Origin of the sequence: Collimonas arenae, from assembly GCF_000786695.1 — a bacterium.
Taxonomy (GTDB): domain Bacteria; phylum Pseudomonadota; class Gammaproteobacteria; order Burkholderiales; family Burkholderiaceae_D; genus Collimonas; species Collimonas arenae_A.
This window is the reverse complement of the sequence record NZ_CP009962.1, coordinates 3,907,286-3,928,207: the sequence shown is the minus strand read 5'-3', so window position 1 is coordinate 3,928,207 and position 20,922 is coordinate 3,907,286. Positions and strand designations below refer to the sequence as shown.

16 protein-coding genes are annotated in these 20,922 nt (G+C 56.9%); 9 read left to right on the top strand and 7 right to left on the bottom strand.

Annotated features, from left to right (window positions below):
- Window positions 1–95: 95 nt before the first annotated feature.
- From dapE to dapC, 5 genes are all read right to left on the bottom strand, one after another.
- Window positions 96–1,244, bottom strand: a complete 1,149-nt coding sequence (dapE, locus tag LT85_RS17185; protein ID WP_038491167.1) for a succinyl-diaminopimelate desuccinylase — start codon at window positions 1,242–1,244, stop codon at window positions 96–98.
- Window positions 1,245–1,293: 49 nt separating this feature from the next.
- Window positions 1,294–1,647, bottom strand: a complete 354-nt coding sequence (locus LT85_RS17180) for an ArsC family reductase (RefSeq protein WP_038491165.1) — start codon at window positions 1,645–1,647, stop codon at window positions 1,294–1,296.
- A 36-nt stretch (window positions 1,648–1,683) separates the two neighbouring features.
- Window positions 1,684–2,829 (bottom strand): PilT/PilU family type 4a pilus ATPase, encoded by a 1,146-nt coding sequence (locus LT85_RS17175; RefSeq protein WP_038491163.1) that lies wholly within the window; start codon window positions 2,827–2,829, stop codon window positions 1,684–1,686.
- 183 nt (window positions 2,830–3,012) lie between these two features.
- Window positions 3,013–3,840 carry a 2,3,4,5-tetrahydropyridine-2,6-dicarboxylate N-succinyltransferase gene (dapD, locus tag LT85_RS17170; RefSeq protein WP_038491160.1) on the bottom strand — a complete coding sequence of 276 codons (828 nt, stop codon included), beginning with the start codon at window positions 3,838–3,840 and terminating at the stop codon, window positions 3,013–3,015.
- A gap of 152 nt (window positions 3,841–3,992) precedes the next feature.
- Window positions 3,993–5,195 carry a succinyldiaminopimelate transaminase gene (gene dapC, locus LT85_RS17165; protein ID WP_038496627.1) on the bottom strand — a complete coding sequence of 401 codons (1,203 nt, stop codon included), beginning with the start codon at window positions 5,193–5,195 and terminating at the stop codon, window positions 3,993–3,995.
- Window positions 5,196–5,209: 14 nt separating this feature from the next.
- Here dapC and LT85_RS26695 point away from each other — a divergent pair, with 14 nt between their 5' ends.
- From LT85_RS26695 to rpiA, 8 genes are all read left to right on the top strand, one after another.
- Window positions 5,210–5,440, top strand: coding sequence for a hypothetical protein (locus LT85_RS26695; RefSeq protein ID WP_156117567.1), 231 nt, complete (start codon window positions 5,210–5,212; stop codon window positions 5,438–5,440).
- 173 nt (window positions 5,441–5,613) lie between these two features.
- Complete coding sequence (gene smc / locus LT85_RS17160; protein WP_038491157.1) at window positions 5,614–9,144, top strand: chromosome segregation protein SMC; 3,531 nt, start codon at window positions 5,614–5,616, stop codon at window positions 9,142–9,144.
- Window positions 9,145–9,502: 358 nt separating this feature from the next.
- A complete protein-coding gene (locus tag LT85_RS17155) occupies window positions 9,503–10,660 on the top strand; it encodes a cell division protein ZipA C-terminal FtsZ-binding domain-containing protein (RefSeq protein ID WP_038491155.1) in 1,158 nt (385 codons plus the stop codon).
- Between the two features lie 2 nt (window positions 10,661–10,662).
- The gene (gene ligA / locus LT85_RS17150) at window positions 10,663–12,756 is read left to right on the top strand and encodes an NAD-dependent DNA ligase LigA (protein WP_038491152.1); all 2,094 of its coding nucleotides are present in this window, start codon (window positions 10,663–10,665) and stop codon (window positions 12,754–12,756) included.
- The gene (galU, locus tag LT85_RS17145) at window positions 12,743–13,618 is read left to right on the top strand and encodes a UTP--glucose-1-phosphate uridylyltransferase GalU (RefSeq protein WP_038491149.1); all 876 of its coding nucleotides are present in this window, start codon (window positions 12,743–12,745) and stop codon (window positions 13,616–13,618) included. Before ligA ends, galU begins: the two co-directional genes overlap by 14 nt.
- A gap of 121 nt (window positions 13,619–13,739) precedes the next feature.
- On the top strand, window positions 13,740–14,276 hold the full coding sequence (def, locus tag LT85_RS17140; protein WP_038491146.1) for a peptide deformylase: 537 nt from the start codon (window positions 13,740–13,742) through the stop codon (window positions 14,274–14,276).
- Between the two features lie 259 nt (window positions 14,277–14,535).
- Window positions 14,536–16,302: a cation:proton antiporter gene (locus LT85_RS17135; protein WP_038496624.1), complete on the top strand. Its 1,767-nt coding sequence runs from the start codon at window positions 14,536–14,538 to the stop codon at window positions 16,300–16,302.
- Between the two features lie 91 nt (window positions 16,303–16,393).
- A complete protein-coding gene (gene rpiA, locus LT85_RS17130) occupies window positions 16,394–17,065 on the top strand; it encodes a ribose-5-phosphate isomerase RpiA (RefSeq protein WP_038496621.1) in 672 nt (223 codons plus the stop codon).
- A gap of 89 nt (window positions 17,066–17,154) precedes the next feature.
- On the opposite strand, the gene LT85_RS17125 is transcribed toward rpiA, so the two are convergent.
- A complete protein-coding gene (locus LT85_RS17125) occupies window positions 17,155–18,267 on the bottom strand; it encodes a porin (RefSeq protein ID WP_038491144.1) in 1,113 nt (370 codons plus the stop codon).
- Window positions 18,268–18,680: 413 nt separating this feature from the next.
- Here LT85_RS17125 and LT85_RS17120 point away from each other — a divergent pair, with 413 nt between their 5' ends.
- Window positions 18,681–19,748, top strand: coding sequence for an NAD(P)-dependent alcohol dehydrogenase (locus LT85_RS17120; protein ID WP_038491141.1), 1,068 nt, complete (start codon window positions 18,681–18,683; stop codon window positions 19,746–19,748).
- Between the two features lie 61 nt (window positions 19,749–19,809).
- Here the strand turns inward: LT85_RS17120 and LT85_RS17115 are convergent, their stop codons facing one another.
- The gene (locus tag LT85_RS17115; RefSeq protein ID WP_216595022.1) at window positions 19,810–20,910 is read right to left on the bottom strand and encodes a YeiH family protein; all 1,101 of its coding nucleotides are present in this window, start codon (window positions 20,908–20,910) and stop codon (window positions 19,810–19,812) included.
- Window positions 20,911–20,922 lie beyond the last annotated feature (12 nt).

Sequence of the window (20,922 nt, the reverse complement as noted above, 5' to 3'; positions counted from 1 at the left end):
GTGGCTTTGAACGGATGGGAGGTGTATGACGTGGCGTCGTAGGCTTGTTCAACGATGTCTTTTATGCCAGCGATAAGTACCTTTGTGCGAGTGAGTTAAACGGCAGTGGAGGGCAGCAGGTTTTCCAGGGTCCGGCGGTAAATGTTCTTCAGCGGATCGATGAACTGTACTTCAACATGCTCGTCGATCTTGTGAATACTGGCGTTAGGCGGCCCGAATTCGATCACTTGCGGACAGATCTGCGCAATGAAGCGGCCGTCCGAGGTGCCGCCGGTGGTGGACAGTTCGGTGTTGATTCCTGTTTCAGCCTTGATCGCAGAAGAGATGGCATCGCTTAGCGTGCCTCGCGGCGTCAGGAACGGCCGGCCGCCGACAGTCCAGGCAAGCGTGTATTCCAGGCCATGCTTGTCGAGGATGGCCTGCACACGCTGCTGTAAGCCCTCGACCGTGCTGGCGGTTGAAAACCGGAAATTAAAATCGATCACCACTTCGCCGGGAATCACGTTGGAGGCGCCGGTGCCGCCGTGAATGTTGGACATCTGCCAGGAAGTCGGCAGATAGTATTCATTGGCGTCATCCCACTTTTCCGCCGCCAGTTCGGCCAGCGCAGGGGCTGCCAGATGGATTGGATTTTTCGCCAGGTGCGGATACGCGATGTGCCCTTGGATGCCTTTGACGGTGAGTTTGCCTGACATGGTGCCGCGGCGGCCGTTCTTGATCATGTCGCCCAGCGTCGAACTGGAGGTCGGTTCGCCGACGATGCAGTAATCCAATTGTTCGCTGCGCGCCTTGAGTTTTTCGCAGACCACGACGGTGCCATCGGTAGCCGGGCCTTCTTCATCGCTGGTAATCAGGAAGCCGATCGAGCCGGAATGATCCGGACGAGCCTGGATGAATTCCTGCACCGCCACCACCATCGCAGCAATCGAGGTTTTCATATCGGCGGCACCACGGCCATACAGCTTGCCGTCGCGATGGCTAGGCAGGAACGGATCGGATTGCCACTGTTCGCGCGGACCGGTCGGAACGACGTCGGTATGGCCGGCGAACGCCAGCAGTGGCCGCGTCGTGCCCTTGCGTGCCCACAGGTTGGTGACGTCGCCAGACTGGATGGTTTCACATGCAAAGCCGAGCGGCGCCAGCAATTCGATCAGGAGCGCCTGGCAGCCCTTGTCCTGTGGCGTGACAGAGGAGAGGGCAATCAGTTGTTCGGCCAGCGCCAGGGTTTTGCTTTGGTTGTTCATGGACGGTATGTTGATGATGTTGCGATAGTTTGCAGGTTTGCCGGCTGAATCATTGGCTGAATATTTCCTGGTACAGCGCGTCCGAAAACCCGACATAAGCTTGCTTGCCGGTGTACAGCACCGGCCGCTTGATGATCGACGGCAGTTCCAGCATCAACGGTGTCGCACTGATACCGTCGGTGATGCCGTTGCGGCGCTGTTCCGAGAGGCCGCGCCAGGTTGTGCCCTTGCGGTTGACCAGCGTATCCCAGGGAATGTCTGCCAGCCAGGTCGTGATCAGTTCAGCCGTGATGCCGTCTTTTTTGAAATTGTGAAACGTGTAGGCGATCTCCTGGTCTTCAAGCCAGGTGCGGGCTTTCTTGACCGTGTCGCAGTTGGGAATGCCGTAAAGTGTAATTGCCATAAATGAGATACTGTCGCTACGGATGATGAGGATGTTTTATAAATCCAGTGTGAACTCGGTGAAGGTTGCACCTTCTACGCGCTCAGGCTCTGGGATCACCGGCACCGCATTCTTCTTCGAGCTCGGTGTATGGTTATTGATCAGCCAGTAAAGGTTGCTCGGCGAATCCGCATGTTCCAGTGCTTCGTCCTGGGTAATGACGCCATCCGCAATCAATTGCATCAGCGCTTGCTCGAAAGTCTGCGAGCCGGGCGCCAGGCTTTTTTCCATCGCCTCCTTGATCTGGCTGATGTTGTCTTCTTCAATCAGTTCAGAAACGTGGCGCGTGTTCAGCATGATTTCCACTGCTGGAGTACGCTTGCCTTCGGTGGTGGTGACCAGGCGCTGCGAGACAATCGCGGCCAGGGTCGACGCCAAGTCTTCCAGCAGTGCGGGTCGGTTTTCCATCGGATAGAAACTGATGATACGGTTCAGTGCGCGATACGTGTTGTTGGCGTGCAGCGTCGACACCACCAGATGGCCCGACTGGGCATAGGCTAGGGCGGCCGACATGGTGGCTTTGTCGCGGATTTCGCCGATCAGGATGCAGTCCGGCGCCTGTCGCAACGCATTCTTCAGTGCGCCGTTGAGGTCGGTGGTGTCGCTACCGATTTCGCGCTGGTTGACGATCGAGCGGTGGCTCTGGAACAGGAATTCGATAGGATCTTCCAGCGTCAGGATATGGCCTGCCTGGGTCTTGTTGCGATAGTCCAGCATCGACGCGATGGTGGTGGATTTGCCGGATCCGGTCGAGCCGACAATCAGCAGCAGGCCGCGTTTGCGGCCGATCAGTTCGAGCAGCGCCGGCGGCAGGCGCAGTTCTTCAAACGGCGGAATCTCGTACGGGATATAACGAATCACGGCGGAGATGCTGCCGCGCTGGCGGAACGCCGACAGCCGGAAACTGCCGACGCCGGCCACCGGCAAACCAAGATTCAATTCATTGTTGCGGTCCAGTTCTTGCAGCCGTTCGGCCGGCAGCACTTCTTTCAGCAGAAGAAGGATAGTGTTGTCATCCATGCTTTGCTGGTTGACCGGGACCATCTGGCCCTTGATCTTCAGGTGAATCGGCGAGCCGGGCGCCAAGAACATGTCCGACGCCTCTTTCTCCTGCATCAGCTGAAACAAGCGATCCATTGCCATAAAAACTCCTCGGTGCAGAAATATTATTATGTCGAAGACTTGGATAGCCTACAGCGCTTTTGGCGCGGCCGGTCCTGCCTTCTTTCTTTGTAATTCACACATCTTGGCAGGGGCAGTGCTGCATTGGCAGCAAGGCTTGCCTTGGCAACCCGCAAACTCTGCCCCTCAAAGCTTTACAACGAATCAGGCTTCGCGCAGCAGTTCGTTGATGCCGGTCTTGGCGCGGGTCTTGGCGTCGACGCGCTTGACGATCACGGCGCAATACAAGCTGTACTTGCCATCGGCCGAAGGCAGGCTGCCTGAAACAACTACCGAACCCGAAGGGATGCGGCCGTAAGTGACTTCACCTGTAGCGCGGTCGTAGATCTTGGTCGACTGGCCGATGTAGACGCCCATCGAGATGACCGAGTTTTCTTCAACGATCACGCCTTCGACGATTTCCGAACGAGCGCCGATGAAGCAATTGTCTTCAATAATGGTCGGGTTGGCTTGCATCGGTTCCAGTACGCCGCCAATGCCGACGCCGCCGGACAGGTGGACGTTCTTGCCGATCTGCGCGCAGGAGCCGACGGTAGCCCAGGTGTCGACCATGGTGCCTTCATCGACATAGGCGCCGATGTTGACATAGGAAGGCATCAGCACCACGTTCTTGCCGATGAAGCTGCCATGACGCGCCACTGCCGGCGGCACGACGCGGAAACCGCCCTTGGCGAAATCTTCAGCGGTGTAGTTGGCGAACTTGGTTGGCACCTTGTCGTAGAACTGCATGTTCTCGCCGGCCGGCATCGGCAGGTTGTCTTCCAGGCGGAACGACAGCAGCACGGCCTTCTTGATCCATTGGTTGACGACCCAGTTGCCGTCGATTTTCTCGGCCACGCGCAAGCTGCCCTGGTTGAGTTCGGCGATGACTTTGGCGACCGCTTCGCGGACATCGGCGGGTGCAGTTTTCGGGGAAAATTCGGTACGCTGTTCCCAGGCTTGGTCGATAAATGCTTGCAGAGATTGAGTCATGATTAGTCGCTAAATGAAAGTTCAAAAATGGATTTGACCATGACGGCGTTGCAAATGGATCGTCATGGTGCAATACGTAAGATCAACCGCAAGCAAGAAAGCCGCGCTACGCGCAAATCTTCAATGCCGCTGTTTGGTTAAGCGTTAAAGAATTAAAGGCCCCGGCAAAACGCCGCAATCCGCTGCGCTGCTTCCAGGCACTCATCGACTTCCGCCACCAGCGCCATGCGGATCCGTTGCTGTCCCGGATTGCTGCCATGGGCGTCGCGCGCCAGATAGCTGCCGGGCAATACCGTTACATTATATTCGGCATACAGCCGCTTGGCGAAGTCAGTATCGGAGATGTTTGTCAGTTTATCTACTTTTGCCCATAGATAAAAACCGGCGTCGGGCAGGGCAACGTCCAGCAGGGTTTGCAGTACAGGGGTGACCTGTTGGAATTTCGCCATGTATTTGGCGCGGTTTTCGACGACGTGGGTTTCGTCGTTCCAGGCGGCGACCGAAGCCGCTTGCACTGGCGGGCTCATGGCGCCGCCGTGATAGGTACGATACAGCAGGAATTTCTTGAGGATGGCGGCATCGCCGGCGACAAAGCCGGAGCGCATGCCAGGCACATTGGAACGCTTTGACAGGCTGGAAAAAGCGATCAGGCGCGGATAGCCGCTGCGGCCCAGTATATTGGCCGCTTGCAGGCCGCCCAAGGGCGCCTCCGGCTTGAAATAAATCTCGGAATAGCATTCGTCGGCGGCGATCACGAAGCCGTGCCGGTCCGACAGCGCAAACAATTCTTTCCAGTCTTCCAGCGACAGCACGGCGCCGGTCGGATTACCCGGCGAGCACAAATACAGCAGCTTGACCCGCGGCCAGACATCGTCCGGCACGCTGCGATAATCCGGCGCAAAGTTGCGGGCGGGATCGGAATTGACGAAATAAGGCTGGGCGCCGGACAGGTAAGCGGCGCCTTCGTAGATTTGATAGAACGGATTCGGGCACATGACCAGCGCATCTTTTTGCGCCGGATCGACCACAGTCTGCGCCAGCGCAAACAGCGCTTCGCGCGAGCCGTTGACCGGCAGGATCTGCGTCGCCGGGTCTAGTGGCGGCAAGCCGTAGCGGCGTTCCAGCCAGCCAGCGATGGCAGCGCGCAAAGGTTCTGCGCCAATGGTGCTCGGATAGCTGGCCAGGCCGTTCAGGTTGTCGCTCAGCGCTTGCTGGATGAATTTAGGCGTCGGATGTTTCGGTTCGCCGATGCCGAGACTGATCGGCTTGTACGCCGGATTGGGCGTGACGTCGGCGAATAATGCGCGCAATTTTTCAAACGGATAGGGCTGCAGCCGGTCAAGTAATGGATTCACGTGATTGATGACGGATGAATAACAACGATGGAATGGGGAAAACTGCTGCGAATATGCTGTTTGCATTATATACAGAAGTGGCCTGTTTGATTGTCCGTATCGCGCCTCCGACAGGTCGTAAAAAGCAGATTCGTCGGCTTTTTGCGCTTTCCATTGTCTTCTTGAACTTTTTCGATAAGTCCGGCCACAAACCTGTGGCGCCTGCCTTTCCTATGCGGGTAATGTCGGGTGCACAAATCTGCTGATAAAGTAACAATCACATTTTCCATCGTTAGCCGCCATTTGCAGGCATTCAGATCGCATATATGGCGAGGTGGAATGTTATGATGGCGACCTCCTGCGAGGTTTTTCCTCGTTTTTTATAGTGTGAAGTAGTGCGGCAGCTTTTTCGCCGACTTTGATAAGAACAGTCGATAACGTGCGTTTAACTTCCATTAAATTATCGGGATTCAAGTCTTTCGTTGACCCTACCAATTTCCAGGTCCCGGGCCAGCTGGTCGGTGTGGTGGGGCCTAACGGTTGCGGCAAGTCCAATATCATCGATGCGGTGCGCTGGGTCTTGGGTGAATCCAAGGCTTCCGAGCTGCGCGGCGAGTCGATGCAGGACGTTATTTTCAACGGCTCTTCTCACCGTAAGCCGGCTGGCCGTTCTTCGGTCGAGCTGGTGTTCGACAATAGCCTCGGTAAAGCTGCGGGCCAATGGAGCCAGTACGCCGAAATCGCCGTCAAGCGCACCTTGACGCGCGACGGCACTTCTACGTATTACATCAATAACCAGGCGGTACGCCGCCGCGATATCCAGGATATCTTCCTCGGCACCGGACTAGGCCCGCGCGCTTACGCGATCATCGGCCAGGGTATGATTTCCCGCATCATCGAGGCGCGCCCTGAAGAGTTGCGGATTTTCCTGGAAGAAGCCGCTGGCGTGTCCAAGTACAAGGAGCGTCGCCGCGAAACCGAAAATCGCCTGAACGACACCCGCGATAACTTGCTGCGGGTCGAAGACATCTTGCGCGAACTGAACGCGAATCTGGAAAAGCTGCAATCGCAGGCTGCGGTCGCGCAAAAATTCCATGAGCTGCAAGGCGACCAGGAAGAGAAGCAGAAATTGTTGTGGCTGTTGCGCAAGAATGAAGCCAAAGCCGAGCAGGAAAAATTCTTCCGCGAAATTGAAAAGGCGCAAACCGACTTGGAAGAGCAGACCGCCAAGCTGCGTCATGTGGAAACCGAGCTGGAACATATGCGGCAATCGCACTATGCGGCAGGCGACCGCATGCATCAGGCGCAAGGCCATCTGTACCAGACCAACTCTGAAATCGGCAGCCTGGAAGCGCAGATCAAGTTCGTCATCGAATCGCGTAACCGCTTGCAGTCGCAACTCAATTCATTGACCGCGCAGCGCGATCAATGGCAGCGCCAGGGTACGCAATTCCAGGACGATCTGGTGGAAGCCGAGATGCATCTGGAAGAGCTGATGGCGCGCGTCGAACAATCGCAGGTAGCCTCGCAGCAACATAACGATCAGTTGCCGGCGCTGGAGCAGCGTTGGCGAGAAGCGCAGCTGAAGAGTACCGAGTCGCGCGCCAAGATCATGCAGATCCAGCAGCAGATCGAACTCGAATCGACCCATCAGCGCAATGCTTCGAATATCCTGAATGGCCTGACCGGCCGCCGCGAGCGGTTGTCGCAGGAAAAGAACGGCTTGAACCTGCCCGACAATGCACATCTGACCAATCTGCGTATGCAGCTGGAAGAAAAGCAGGCCGGGCTGGAAGAAGTAGGCATGCAGCTGGAAGAGCTGCAGGAACAGCAGCCGCGTCTGGAAGAGGAGCGGCGTAACGCGCAGCAGCAAGTCAATACAGAAAGCGCCAATAACGCCCAGCTGGAAGCGCGTCTTGCCGCGCTCAAGCAATTGCAGGAGAGCGTGCAGACCGAGGGTAAGGTACAGCCTTGGCTTGAAAAGCACGAGTTGGCTGCATTGCCGCGCCTGTGGCAAAAACTGCATATCGACGGTGGCTGGGAAACCGCGCTGGAGTCGGTCCTGCGCGAGCGTACTTCGGCGCTGGAAATGTCCAACCTGGATTGGGCGAAGGCCTTTTTCAACGATGCGCCGCCAGCCAAGCTGGCCTTGTTTTCACCAAATGGCGTAGCGTCCACTGCGCCTGTCGATGCGCCTGCCGGCCTGAAACCGTTCCTCAATCTGTTGCAGTTGAACGATCCGGGTTTGCGGGTGTTGATGCAGGACTGGCTGCACAATTTCTACGCTGCCGACGATACTGTGACGGCCTTCGCCGAGCGCGGCAAATTGCCGCTGGGCGCCAGCTTTGTGACGCGCCAGGGGCATGTGATCAGCAAGACCGGCGTGCGTTTTTATGCCTCGGATTCGGAGCAGGACGGCATGCTGGCGCGCCAGCAGGAAATCGAAAACATCACCAAACAGTTGCGTGCCCAGCAGATGCTGGCCGATGAGGCGCGTTCACGCTCGGTGCGGGCCGAAGCGGCCCTGTCGCAAGCCACCCAGCGCTTGCAGGAAATGCGGTTGCGGCATACCGGCTTGACGCAGGCCGTGCACGGTTTGCAGATCGATGTCATGAAATTGTCCGAGTTGCAGGAGCGCTTTAACCAGCGCAGCTCGCAGATTGCTGCCGACCTGGCTGAAATCGCCGCGCAGGAAAGCGAGCAGCAGCAAATCAAGATGGAATCGGAAGCCAAGTTCGAGCAGCTCGACATGGAACTGGCCGAATTGCAGGAAAAGCATGAAGACGGACAAACCGATTATCTGGGCAAGGAACAGCAACTGAACGACGCCCGCCAGCGCCTGCGTGAAATGGAGCGGGCCGCGCAGGAGGCGGAGTTCGCCGAGAAATCCCATCGCAACAAGATCGAAGAACTCAAGCGCAGCATCGCCACCGCGCTGGAGCAGGCGGCGCAGTTGTTCGCCAACATGCAGCAGGGCCACCTTGAACTGGAAAGCCTGGACGACCAGGCGGCGCAAGCCGGTTTGCAAGATTTGCTGGACAAGCGCAGCGAGCAGGAACGCGCATTGGCCGATACTCGCCACGAACTGGACCAGGTCTCGCAGAATTTGCGCCAGCATGAGGAAACTCGCCTGCAAGCCGAACGCAGCCTGCAACCGCAGCGCGACCGTATCATGGAGTTGCAGCTGAAAGAGCAGGCCGCGCGTCTGAATCAGGAACAATATGTGCAGCAGCTACTCGAAGCCCAGGCGGATGAAGCTGCGCTGAGCGAAAAGCTGACATCGGAAATGCGGCCATCGTACCTGCAAGGCGAAGTTACCCGCCTGACCAACGCCATTGCCGGCCTGGGTGCTGTCAACCTGGCGGCGCTGGACGAGCTGGCGCAGGCATCCGAGCGCAAGAATTTCCTGGATGCGCAAAACGCTGACTTGACCGAAGCCATCAACACTTTGCAGGACGCGATCCACAAGATCGACAAGGAAACCCGCGACCTGCTGCAAGATACTTTCGACAAGGTCAATCATCACTTTGCCGAGCTATTCCCGATTCTGTTCGGCGGCGGCCAGGCCAGGTTGATCATGACCGGCGATGAAATCCTCGACTCCGGCGTGCAGGTGATGGCGCAACCACCGGGCAAAAAGAATGCAACGATTCATTTACTATCGGGTGGTGAAAAGGCGCTGACCGCGACGGCATTGGTGTTCTCGATGTTCCAGCTGAATCCGGCGCCGTTCTGCTTGCTGGACGAGGTTGATGCGCCGCTGGATGACGCCAATACCGAGCGTTTCTGCAATATGGTCAAGCGTATGTCAACTAACACACAGTTCCTGTTCATTTCGCATAATAAGATTGCGATGGAAATGGCGCAGCAGCTGATCGGCGTGACCATGCAAGAGCAGGGTGTGTCGCGGATTGTTGCGGTGGATATGGAAGCGGCCAGAAGTTTTGCCAGCGATCCCGTTGCCGCATAAACTGATATCCGATGGGAGATCTGGAGCGCCAATGAACGGAAAGCGTCGGCAGCTTGGGTAGCTTGACAACTTTTTGCGGCAACAATAAGCTGATTTAATAGCCGTAATGCAATATATTGTAAAAAAATGTCTCAATAATTTTACGTTGAGGTCATATGCAGTAATACTAGTATTGTTTTTATAAAAATAAACTGGATTTCGGCAGGGGATGCATATTCACGCGGTCACTGACAATTATTTTAGAAGTGTTTTTTCCTCGGATTTAATCAATGACCAGACCACGGTTTCAATCGCAGATTCATATTTCAAGCACATGCGCCGGTAACATGGCAGCGTTGGCTATTAAGGCATTAGCAGAATGACAGATTTACAGACCAGCCTGTTTATCATTGGAGGCGCGTTTCTTGTTGGCGTCATTTCCTACAACAAATGGCAGGAATACAAGGCCAAGAAGAGTGTTGAGCGGGCGTTTTCCGGATCGCATGATGATGTCCTGATGAAGGCGCCTCCTGACAAGGAAAGCGTTGAAGCACCGGCGCGTCATGAGCCGAAACTGTTCGAATCTGACTCTGATGCCGAGTTTGACGCCAAGATGGCGGCATTGCCGCATGATGACATTGAGCAAAGCGCCGAGCAGAACGCGCTGGAGCCGCAGCTGAGTAATCCGGTGGCGGCGGCTCATGTTGCGAGTCCGGTCCAGCAGCCTGCTGCCGCAGTACACAGGGATTTGCCGGTCGACGAACTGATCGATTGCGCCATTCCACTTGCATTGGACGCACCGGTGCGCGGAGATAAGGTATTGCCAGCGTTGCAAAGCCTGCGTCATGTCGGCAACAAGCCGATTCATTTTATCGGCGAAGACGCGAACGGCGATTGGGAGCCGGTGGCGCATGGCGGCATCTACAGCACGCTGCTGGCCGGAGTACAGTTGGCTAACCGCACCAATCCGTTGAATGAAATCGAATATTCCGAACTGGTCAGCCGTTTGCGACAGATCGCCGACGACATAGGCGCCGAGCCGGATCTGCCTGACATGATGGAAGTGATGCACAGCGCGCGCTCCCTGCATCAATTTGTCATCGAGCACGATGCGCAGTTGGGCGTGAACATCCAGTCGAATGGCGCACCATGGGCGATCAGCACCTTGCAAGCGGCATTGACGCGGCAAGGCTTCGACGCCCGGCCGGAAGGCCGCATGGTGATGTCGGATGGCGAGGGCGGCCTGCTGTTCTCCTTGTCGACCAACGCCAGCGCAGTTGCAGAAACCACCAGCCGCCTGACCTTGCTGCTCGACGTTCCGCGCGTCGCTCCTGATCGTGACGGTTATGGCGCGATGGTAGCTTGCGGACGTTCGCTGGCTGCACGCCTTGGCGGCGTGCTGGTCGATGACAGCAACCAGCCTCTGGCAGATGTCCAACTGGCAGAAATTGCCGGCCAGGTAGATGCCTTCTACCATGAAATGGATGCCGCCGAAATCCCGGCCGGCTCAGTACGGGCCTTGCGTTTATTTAGTTAACTATGTCATCACAATCATCACATGCAGGCGGCACGGGAAGCGTTCCCGATGCCGCCGAATGGCGCTTGCGCGCGGCCTGGCTAGCGACCGAGCTGAATCGCCATAATCATTCCTACTACGTGCTGGATAATCCCTCGATTCCGGATGCGGAATACGATCTGCTGTTTCGAGAACTGCAGGCGTTGGAACAAGCGCATCCAGAGCTGAATACGCCCGATTCTCCGACCCAGCGCGTCGGTGCGGCGCCGTTGCCGCAATTTGAGCAAGTGACGCATTCGATACCGATGCTGTCCTTGGGCAATGGCTTTGAAGACAACGATATCGTTGAATTCGACCGCCGCGTCAGGGATGGCCTCGACACCCAGGTCGATAGCGAGATCGAATATGCCGCCGAACTGAAATTCGACGGCCTTGCCATCAACCTGCGCTACGAAGACGGCGTGCTGGTGCAGGCCGCCACGCGCGGCGACGGCACCACCGGAGAAAACGTCACCAGCAACATCCGCACCGTGCGCGCGATTCCCTTGCGCTTGCATACAAAGCAACCGCCGAAGGTGCTGGACGTGCGCGGCGAAGTGCTGATGTTCAAGGAGGATTTTGCCAGGCTCAACGCGCGTCAGCGCGAAGCGGAAATGAAAGAATTCGCCAATCCGCGCAACGCCGCCGCCGGCAGCTTGCGGCAACTGGATTCACGGATTACGGCGCAACGTATCTTGCGCTTCTTCGCCTACGGGATAGGGACGCTGGAAGGCGCGGCCATGCCGGCCTCGCATTCCGCATTGCTGGATTGGTACAGCGAACTAGGGCTGCCGGTATGCAAAGAGCGCAGTGTGGTCAAGGGCGCTGCCGGCTTGCTGGAATTTTTCCGCGGCATTGGCAGCAAGCGCCCGCAGCTGCCTTACGAAATCGATGGCGTGGTGTACAAAGTCAATCGCTTGCTGCAGCAACAGACCCTCGGCTTTGTGTCGCGGGCGCCGCGTTTTGCGCTGGCGCATAAATTCCCGGCGGAAGAAGCCACCACCCAGGTTCTCGGCATAGAAGTGCAGATTGGTCGGACCGGCGCGGTGACGCCGGTGGCGCGCCTGGCGCCGGTGTTTGTCGGCGGCGTCACGGTGACCAACGCTACCTTGCATAACGAAGACGAGGTGCGGCGCAAGGATATCCAGATCGGCGATACGGTCATCGTGCGCCGCGCCGGCGACGTGATTCCGGAAGTGGTGTCGTTCGTGCCGGATTTACGGCCGGCGAATGCGCAAGCGTTCGTCATGCCTAGCGCATGTCCGATTTGCGGCTCGACCATCGTCAAGCTGGAAGATGAAGCGATCGCGCGCTGCTCCGGCGGCTGGGTCAAGTGCGCCGCGCAACGCAAGGGCGGTTTGCAACATTTTGCATCGCGTCGTGCGATGGATATCGAAGGTCTGGGCGATCAGTTGATTGAGCAGATGGTCGATCGCAATATCATCACCACTGCCGCCGATCTGTATAAATTGGGCCTGTTGAAACTGGCCGAGCTGGACCGCATGGCCGACAAGTCTGCGCAAAATGTCTTGTCCGCCCTCGAAAAATCGAAGTCAACCACCTTGGGCCGCTTCATTTACGCGTTAGGCATCCGTCATGTCGGTGAGGCCACGGCAAAAGAGCTGGCGACGCATTTCGGCAGCATTGACGGCGTCATGCAAGCCTCTGAGGAACAATTGCTGGGCGTTGCCGATATCGGCCCGGTGGTGGCGCGTTCTTTGCTTGTTTTCTTTGCGGATCCGTTGAATCGGGAGTTGGTGGAGCAGTTGCGTGCAGCCGGTATTCACTGGCCGGAGAACTTGCCGGCGGAAAGCGCGTCGAAGCTCTTTGCAGGTAAGACCTTCGTGCTGACAGGCAGCTTGCCTACGCTCACACGTGATGCCGCTGCGGCTATGATTGAAGCTGCCGGCGGCAAGGTGACCGGCTCGGTTTCGAAAAAGACTAGTTATGTAGTTGCTGGCGCCGAGGCCGGTAGTAAGCTAACCAAGGCGGAAGAGCTCAGCATCCCGATCCTGGATGAAATGGCGTTCCGTACTCTTTTAGAAAACGAACAAGGAAACACAAATGGTCAAGATTAGAAAAGCTGTATTTCCTGTTGCCGGCCTGGGTAGCCGCTTTCTTCCGGCCACCAAGGCCCAGCCAAAAGAAATGCTGCCGATCGTCGATAAGCCGTTGATTCAGTATGCGGTGGAAGAAGCCGTTGCGGCGGGCATCACCGATATGGTGTTCATCACAGGCCGCAACAAGCGTGCCATCGAAGATCATTTCGACAAAGCCTACGAACTGGAAACCGAGCTGGAAGCTGCCGGCAAGGAACGTCTGCTGGATCTGGTGCAAAACGTCATCCCAAAACACATCAACTGCATTTTTATCCGCCAGTCGGAAATGCTGGGACTGGGGCATGCCGTTCTGTGCGCGCGGCCGGTGGTAGGCAACGAACCTTTTGCCGTTTTGCTGGCAGACGATTTCATGGACGTGGCTACCGGGCAGCAGCCGGTGCTGGCGCAAATGACCGATATTTTTGCGCTTGAAGGTTCCAGCATGTTGGCGGTTCAGGATGTGCCGCGCGCGGATACCAAGCAATACGGTATCGTTAGCATCGATTCGTATAAAGCCAATCTGGAAAAGGTCAACAGCATCGTTGAAAAACCGCATCCGGACCAGGCGCCGTCGACTCTGGCAGTGGTGGGGCGCTATATCCTGACCAACAAGATATTCGACCATCTGGAAGGCCTGGGTAAAGGCGCCGGCGGCGAAATCCAGCTGACCGACGGCATCGCCGCATTGATGAAAAATGAACGGGTGCTGGCTTACCGCTATGCCGGCCAGCGCTATGATTGCGGTTCCAAGCTGGGTTATCTGAAGGCGACCCTGGCAATGGGACTGAAGCATCACGAAACTGGTGCGGAATTTGCTGAGTACCTGAAGCAATTTAAATAAACTGCTTAGAGGCTGTTGCGAACACAGATGGCTAGGCGCGGATGGCCGCTCCGACGTAACAACGCCAGGTTAATTTTGCAACAGCCTCTTAAATAGACTAGATAAACCAGAGGCCAAGACCATGACCGTTCGTGAGATCCTGAAGATGGGCGATCCGCGCCTGCTGCGGCAAGCCGAGCCCGTGACAGCTTTCGGCACGCCGGAACTGGAGAACCTGATCGCCGACATGTTCGACACTATGCACGCCGTCAACGGCGCCGGTCTGGCGGCGCCGCAGATAGGCGTCAATCTGCAACTGGTGATCTTCGGTTTCAAGAACAACGTTCGCTATCCGGAGGCACCGGCGGTGCCGGAGACTGTCCTGATCAATCCGGTCCTGCGCCCCTTGTCGGAAGAGCTTGAGGACGGCTGGGAAGGTTGTTTGTCAGTACCCGGCCTGCGTGGCGTGGTGCCGCGCTGGACCCAGCTGCACTACGAGGGTGTCGACCAGCTTGGCGTGCCTATCAGCCGTGACGTCGATGGTTTTCACGCGCGCGTGGTGCAGCACGAGTGCGATCACCTGAACGGCATCTTGTATCCGATGCGTATCAAGGACTTCACGCGTTTCGGCTACACCGAAGTCCTGTTCCCGGAGCTGGATCCTAATCACGACGATTGAGCGGCTCGCGATCGAGCGGCTCACGACCGCGCGACTCACGTTGAGCAGCGCCACATCGTTTCACATCACGGCATAAAATTATTATGCTATTGAAAATAAATATTCGATAGCATATAGTGTTGCAAGAAAACCAAGCGCGAAAATTGTCGCGCTGTTTGTCATGCCGTATCCCTCACTGCCTTGCATGGCGGCGCTGCAAGCGTCGCTTCTGTTTGTGCGCCTCCCTAATAGCTGCCTCTTCTATTCGGAAAGCTTGCCCATGCACCACGCAGTAGAAACCTTCATTCAAGACCTTGCCGTGATCATGCTGATCGCCGGCGTTGTGACGGTGCTGTTCAACCGTTTCAAGCAACCGGTCGTGCTCGGCTACGTTGTCGCCGGCGTCATCATCGGGCCGCATACGCCGCCGTTTTCCCTGATTACCGATGAGCGCACGATCCAGATCCTGGCGGAGCTTGGCGTCATCTTCCTGTTGTTTTCGCTAGGGCTTGAATTCAGCCTGAAGAAGCTGGCCAAAGTCGGCGCTACCGCGTTCGTTGCGGCGCTGGCGGAGATTACGCTGATGCTGTGGGTGGGCTACGAAATCGGCATCTATTTTGGCTGGAAGCAAATGGATGCGGTATTCCTCGGCGCCATGCTGTCGGTGTCTTCCACCACCATCATCGTCAAAGCGCTCGATGAACTGGGCATGAAGCGCGAGAAGTTTGCGCAACTGATTTTCGGCATCCTGATCGTCGAAGACGTGCTGGCGATCGGCATGATCGCCTTGCTGTCGGGCGTGGCGACCAGCGGTTCGGTAGATGCCGGCGACGCCATGGTCACGATCGGCAAACTGGTCTTGTTCATGATCGTATCGCTGGTGGCCGGGATCCTGATCGTGCCGCGCCTGCTGGATTATGTGGCCCGCTTCAAGAGTAAGGAAATGCTGCTGGTGACTGTGCTCGGCCTGTGTTTCGGGTTTTGCCTGCTAGTCATGAAAATGGAATACAGCGTGGCGCTCGGCGCTTTCCTGATCGGTGCGGTGATGGCGGAGTCGCGCCACTTGCATCAGATCGAGCGCCTGATCGAGCCGGTTCGGGATATGTTCAGCGCGATTTTCTTCGTAGCGATCGGCTTGCTGTTCAATCCATCCATCCTGGCGCAGTACTGGCTGCCGATTGCAGTGATCACGATTGCGGTGGTGCTTGGCAAGGTCTTCAGCTGCGGTCTCGCCAGCTTTTTGTCCGGACAGGACGGCCGTACCTCGATGCGGGTCGGCATGGGTCTGTCGCAGATTGGCGAGTTTTCATTCATCATCGCCGCGCTGGGCGTCAGCCTCAAGGTGACTAGCGATTTTCTGTATCCGACGGTCGTAGCGGTATCGGCAGTAACCACCTTGCTGACACCTTATCTGATCAAGCTGGCCGACCCCCTTTCCAGCCGCCTGGCGCAAGCCATGCCAGAAAAATTATCGGCAGTCTTCGGCATGTACTCGACTTGGCTCGCCAGCTTGCAACCGCAGGGCGACCGCGCCGAATTGTCGCGGATAATCCGCCGTATCCTGCTACAGGTCGTGGTGAACCTCGCGCTGGTCGCCGCGATCTTCATTGTCGGCGGCTATTTTGCCGAGACGCTGGGCGGCAGCATGTCGGCCTGGGTGGCGGATCCGCAGATTCAGGATGCGATCGTGTGGGGCGGGGCGCTCCTGTTGTCGCTGCCTTTCCTGATTGCGACTTATCGCAAATTGCACGCGCTGAGCATGCTGCTGGCGGAAATCAGCGTCAAGCCGGAATGGGCCGGCTCCTACAATCATGCAGTGCGGCGCGTGATTGCGGAAGTGATTCCGGTGGTGTCGATCATCGGCATCATACTGATGATCACAGCGCTCAGCAGCCGTATCCTGCCGCCGACCAATCTGCTGATTCTGGTTCTGGTGGTCGCCGCCATACTGGTGGTGGTGCTATGGCAGCGCTTTGTCAAACTGCACTCCAGGCTGCAGATTGCTTTGCGCGAAACGCTGGAAGAGCAGCCTGACGAAAAGCACTGACAAGCTGGAAGCGGTGATTGATTTGGGAGAGTGGGCCGTCGATTGGTTAAAATAGCGGTTTTCTCTCTTTCAAGACATCGCCATGACTGCCATGACCCAGGATCAACTTAAACAAGCTGTTGCCCGCGAAGCAATTAAATACGTGGTCGACGGCCAGATTGTCGGCGTCGGCACCGGCTCCACCGCCAATTTCTTCATTGATGAGCTGGCCAAGATCAAGCACCGCATCAAGGGTGCTGTGGCGTCCTCCGAAGCGACCGCTGCCCGCCTGCGCGCGCATGACATCGAAGTGTATGACCTGAATCAGGTCGCGACCATGCCGGTCTACGTTGACGGCGCCGATGAAATCACAGCCCAAGGAGCGATGATCAAGGGCGGCGGCGCGGCGTTGACGCGCGAAAAAATCGTTGCCTCGGTGGCCGAGAAATTCATTTGTATCGCCGATGGTTCCAAGCTGGTCAAAGTGCTGGGCAAGTTTCCGCTGCCGATTGAAGTGATCCCAATGGCGCAGGCAGTCGTGGCGCGCAAGCTGATCAAGTTTGGCGGCGAGCCGCGCCTGCGTTTCAAGGATGGAATTCCGCTGATTACCGACAATGGCAATGTGATTATCGATCTAGTCGACCTGAAGATTACCGATCCGGTGGAGCTGGAGCGGCAAATCAACCAGATCACCGGCGTGGTGACGGTCGGCCTGTTTGCGCAGCAGGGCGCTAACGTCTGTTTGCTGGGCACGCCTGACGGTGTGAAGACGCTTACGTTCTAAGCGCAGCCAGGATTCTTAAAAGAAAAAGGGGAAACAATGTTTCCCCTTTTTTTATTCCTGCAGGTAACTACTGTCTACCCGTCAGGACATCAGAACTTGTGACGCAGGCCGACGCGCAAGACGTTCTGGCTGCTGTCGTCCGCCGGCGCATTGCTGTATGCGCCATTGATCACGCCTGGATTGTTGATGTCGTTGGCGCGCTGGTTGCTGTACATGGCGTACAGATCGGTGCGCTTCGACAGGAAGTAGTCGACGCCCAGGTTCAGCTGGGTTGTCTTGCCCTTGGTCGAGCCGGTGGTCTTGCGGCTGATGTCGGCGCGGTCATAGATCACGCTGGCCAGCAGGTGCAGGTTACCCGACAGGGAATAATCCACGCCCAGATCGAAGATGTTGGCTTTGGTAGCAGTAGTGATGTTGACCAGGCCGGTTGCTGTCTGTGCAGTCGCCAGCGGACGTTTGGTTTGCGACCATGCGCCGTAGATCTTGGCCGGGCCGGCTTGATAGCTGGCGCCCAGAGTGAATGTCTTGAGGTCGGTATCGCCAGCCTTGCTTGGCAGGGCGTCAGCCGCCAGCTTGGTCTGGAAATAAGCCAGGCCGATGCCGAACGGGCCGTTGGCGTAGTTGCCGCCGAGACCAAAGGCCTGGCCTGCGGAAGTCTGGCCGGCCACTTCGCCAAAGCCATAGAACAGGCTGCCGGTAAAGCCGCTCAGATTGCTGCTGTCGTAGCGGATCGAATTGTTGGTGCGCGAGCCCGAGATGCGGTCCAGGTTGTTGAAGTGGCCGCCTTTGACGCCGTTGCCGCCGAAGGTTTGCACCGAGGTGTACTTGTTGCCGATATCTTCCAGGAAATCGGTTTGACGACCGATGGTGACGGTGCCGAATCCGCCTGACAGGCCAACTACCGATTTACGGTCAAACAGGGTGCTGGCAGTGCCGAAAGAGCCGTCGTCCGCATTGAAGCCGTTTTCCAGTTGGAAAATCGCTTTCAAGCCGCCGCCCAAGTCTTCTACGCCCTTGAATCCGATACGGGAGGTCGAGAGGTCGCCGGAATCAACGCTGAAGCGGCTATTGTTCTTCGGGCCGACCTTGCTGGTGTAGGTGAGGCTGGTGTCGATCACGCCATAGATCGTGACATTGCTTTGAGCGTGTGCATTGGCGCCGATCAGGCCGAGGGCGACTAGTGCGAATACGGTCTTTTTCATTTCTTCCCTTTGATATTTATAAGTAATTTATCCTGGTGTCCGGCTAGAAGCGGATAGAAATAATTAGTTACTATTGTTACTAATTGTTACTGTCTGGACGGGCTAGATATTACCAAGCAATAAGAAAAATGCACTTATTTTTTGGAAGTTTTTTGAAAATATTTTGAAATTGAATGACGTTGGTCACTTATGTTGTTTTTTGACAGTGGTTTATGACATTTATGACTAAACATATGATTTATTCGTGTTGGCGTATAGTGGTATCTCGCTGCTGACATTGATCGCGCCGCTTTGGTACATCCGTTGCTGCCAGCAAAGCTTTGCTGGGCGCGATAACATCAGGTACTGAGCGCCTCTGCAGCGATTTCCAAGCGTTCCAGAATTGCCGTCCCACATATGAAAAAGGAAATGTCATGCTGAAAGCCGTAGGATATGCCGCGCATAATGCGCACACGCCTTTGACGCCGTTCGCCTTTGACCGCCGTTCGCCGGGGCCCCATGATGTTCAGATCGAAATCCTGTTTTGCGGAGTCTGCCACTCCGATTTGCATACTGCGCGCAACGAATGGCACAACACCGTCTATCCGGCAGTGCCAGGCCATGAAATAGTCGGCCGCGTGATCAAGGTCGGCGACCAGGTCACGCAGTTCAAGGCAGGCGACCTGGCCGGCGTCGGCTGTATGGTCGATTCTTGCCAGCACTGTCCGAGCTGCGCCGAAGGGTTGGAGCAATATTGCGAAAACGGTTTTGTCGGCACTTACAATGCGGGCGATAAACATAGCGGTGGCGTCACTTTCGGTGGCTACGCCAGTAATATCGTGGTCGACCAGAAATTTGTCCTGCACATCTCGGACAAGCTCGATCCGGCGGCAGCGGCGCCGTTGCTGTGCGCTGGGATCACCACCTTCTCGCCGTTGCGCCATTGGAAAGTCGGCAAGGGCCACAAGGTTGGCATCGTCGGGCTCGGCGGCCTCGGCCACATGGGCGTCAAGATCGCCCACGCGATGGGCGCGCATGTGGTGTTGTTTACTACTTCGCCCGGCAAGATTGACGATGCCTTGAGGCTTGGGGCCGACGAAGTGGTGATTTCGAAAGATGACGCGCAGATGGCGCAGCACGCCAACAGTTTCGATTTCATCCTCAATACCGTCGCAGCCCCGCACAATCTGGACGCGTTTTTGAATCTGCTGAAACGCGATGGCGCCATGACGCTGGTAGGCGCTCCCGCAGAGGCGCATCCGTCGCCGAATGTCTTCAACCTGATCATGAAACGGCGCACGTTGGCCGGTTCCCTGATCGGCGGCATCAAGGAAACGCAGGAAATGCTGGATTTCTGCGCCGAACACGGCATTGTCTCGGATATCGAAATGATCGCTATCCAGGATATCAATCAGGCCTACGAGAGAATGCTGAAGAGCGACGTCAAATATCGCTTTGTGATTGATATGGCGTCATTGCCTAAAGAGGCGGCAGCCGCCTGATTGAACGAACGGCCCGGCAGGGAGTTTCCTTGCCGGGCCGTTCGGATGTTGTTTCTGCAGATCAGGCAAACAGGCGTAGCACCACAGTGTTGATGGCCGCACCAGCTACGATCAGCCAGCCGAACAGGCAAGCGGCAAACAACAGGGGTTTAATGCCCGCGGTGCGTATCGATGAAAAATGGGTTGAGATGCCCAGCGCAGCCATCGCCATTGCCAGCAATACGTTATCTGCATCGTTGACCTGTGCTACCAGCGTGTGGGGCAGCAGGGCCAGTGAATTGAGCGCCACCACCGCGACAAAACCGAATGCAAACCAGGGAATCGCCAGGCGGCCGGCGCCATGTTTTTCTGCGCCGCCGGCATTCTTCGCGCCTGCCGATTTTTTTGCCACATAAGCCGACAACAACATCAGGAACGGCGCCAGCATCATCACCCGCACCATCTTTGTGATGACTGCGGTGTTGGCGGCATCGGGGCTGATGGCGCGGGCGGCAGCGACTACCTGGGCCACTTCATGTACCGTCGAGCCGGTATATATACCGTATGCCAGCGGCGACGACGCCAGGAACTGCCAATGCAGATTCAATTGATACAACAGCGGATAGAGGAAGATCGCCAGCGAACCGAATACCACCACGGTCGCCACAGCCACCGTCACCTGTGCCGGCTGGGCGCGCAGTACCGGTTCGGTTGCCATGACCGCCGCCGCGCCGCAGATGGAACTACCGGCGCCGATCAGCATGGCGGTATTGCGATCGAGCTTGAACAGGCGGGTGCCTAGCAGCAGCGCCATGCCAAAAGTCGAGCACAGTACCAACGCATCAATCAGGACGCCGCTCAGGCCGACATGGCCGATATCCTGGAAAGTCAGGCGGAAGCCATACAGGATGATGCCCAGGCGTAGCAGGTTTTGTTTGGAAAAATTGACGCCCGGCCCGCAGGCCGGCGCTATCCGCCGATAGCCTAGATTGCCGACTAGCATGCCGATGATGATCGCCAGCGTCAGGGCGCTGAAGCCATGCGCCTGCAGCCAGTCGATTTTGGCTGCAGCGATGGCGGCCGCTGCGATCATGGCGCTCAGGGTTATGCCTGCCAAGTTGGCTGGCAGTGGTGAACCTGTTTTGGGAATTTGGGCTGTGCTTGCCAGAGTCGAGGTGCTCACTATGGGCTCCAA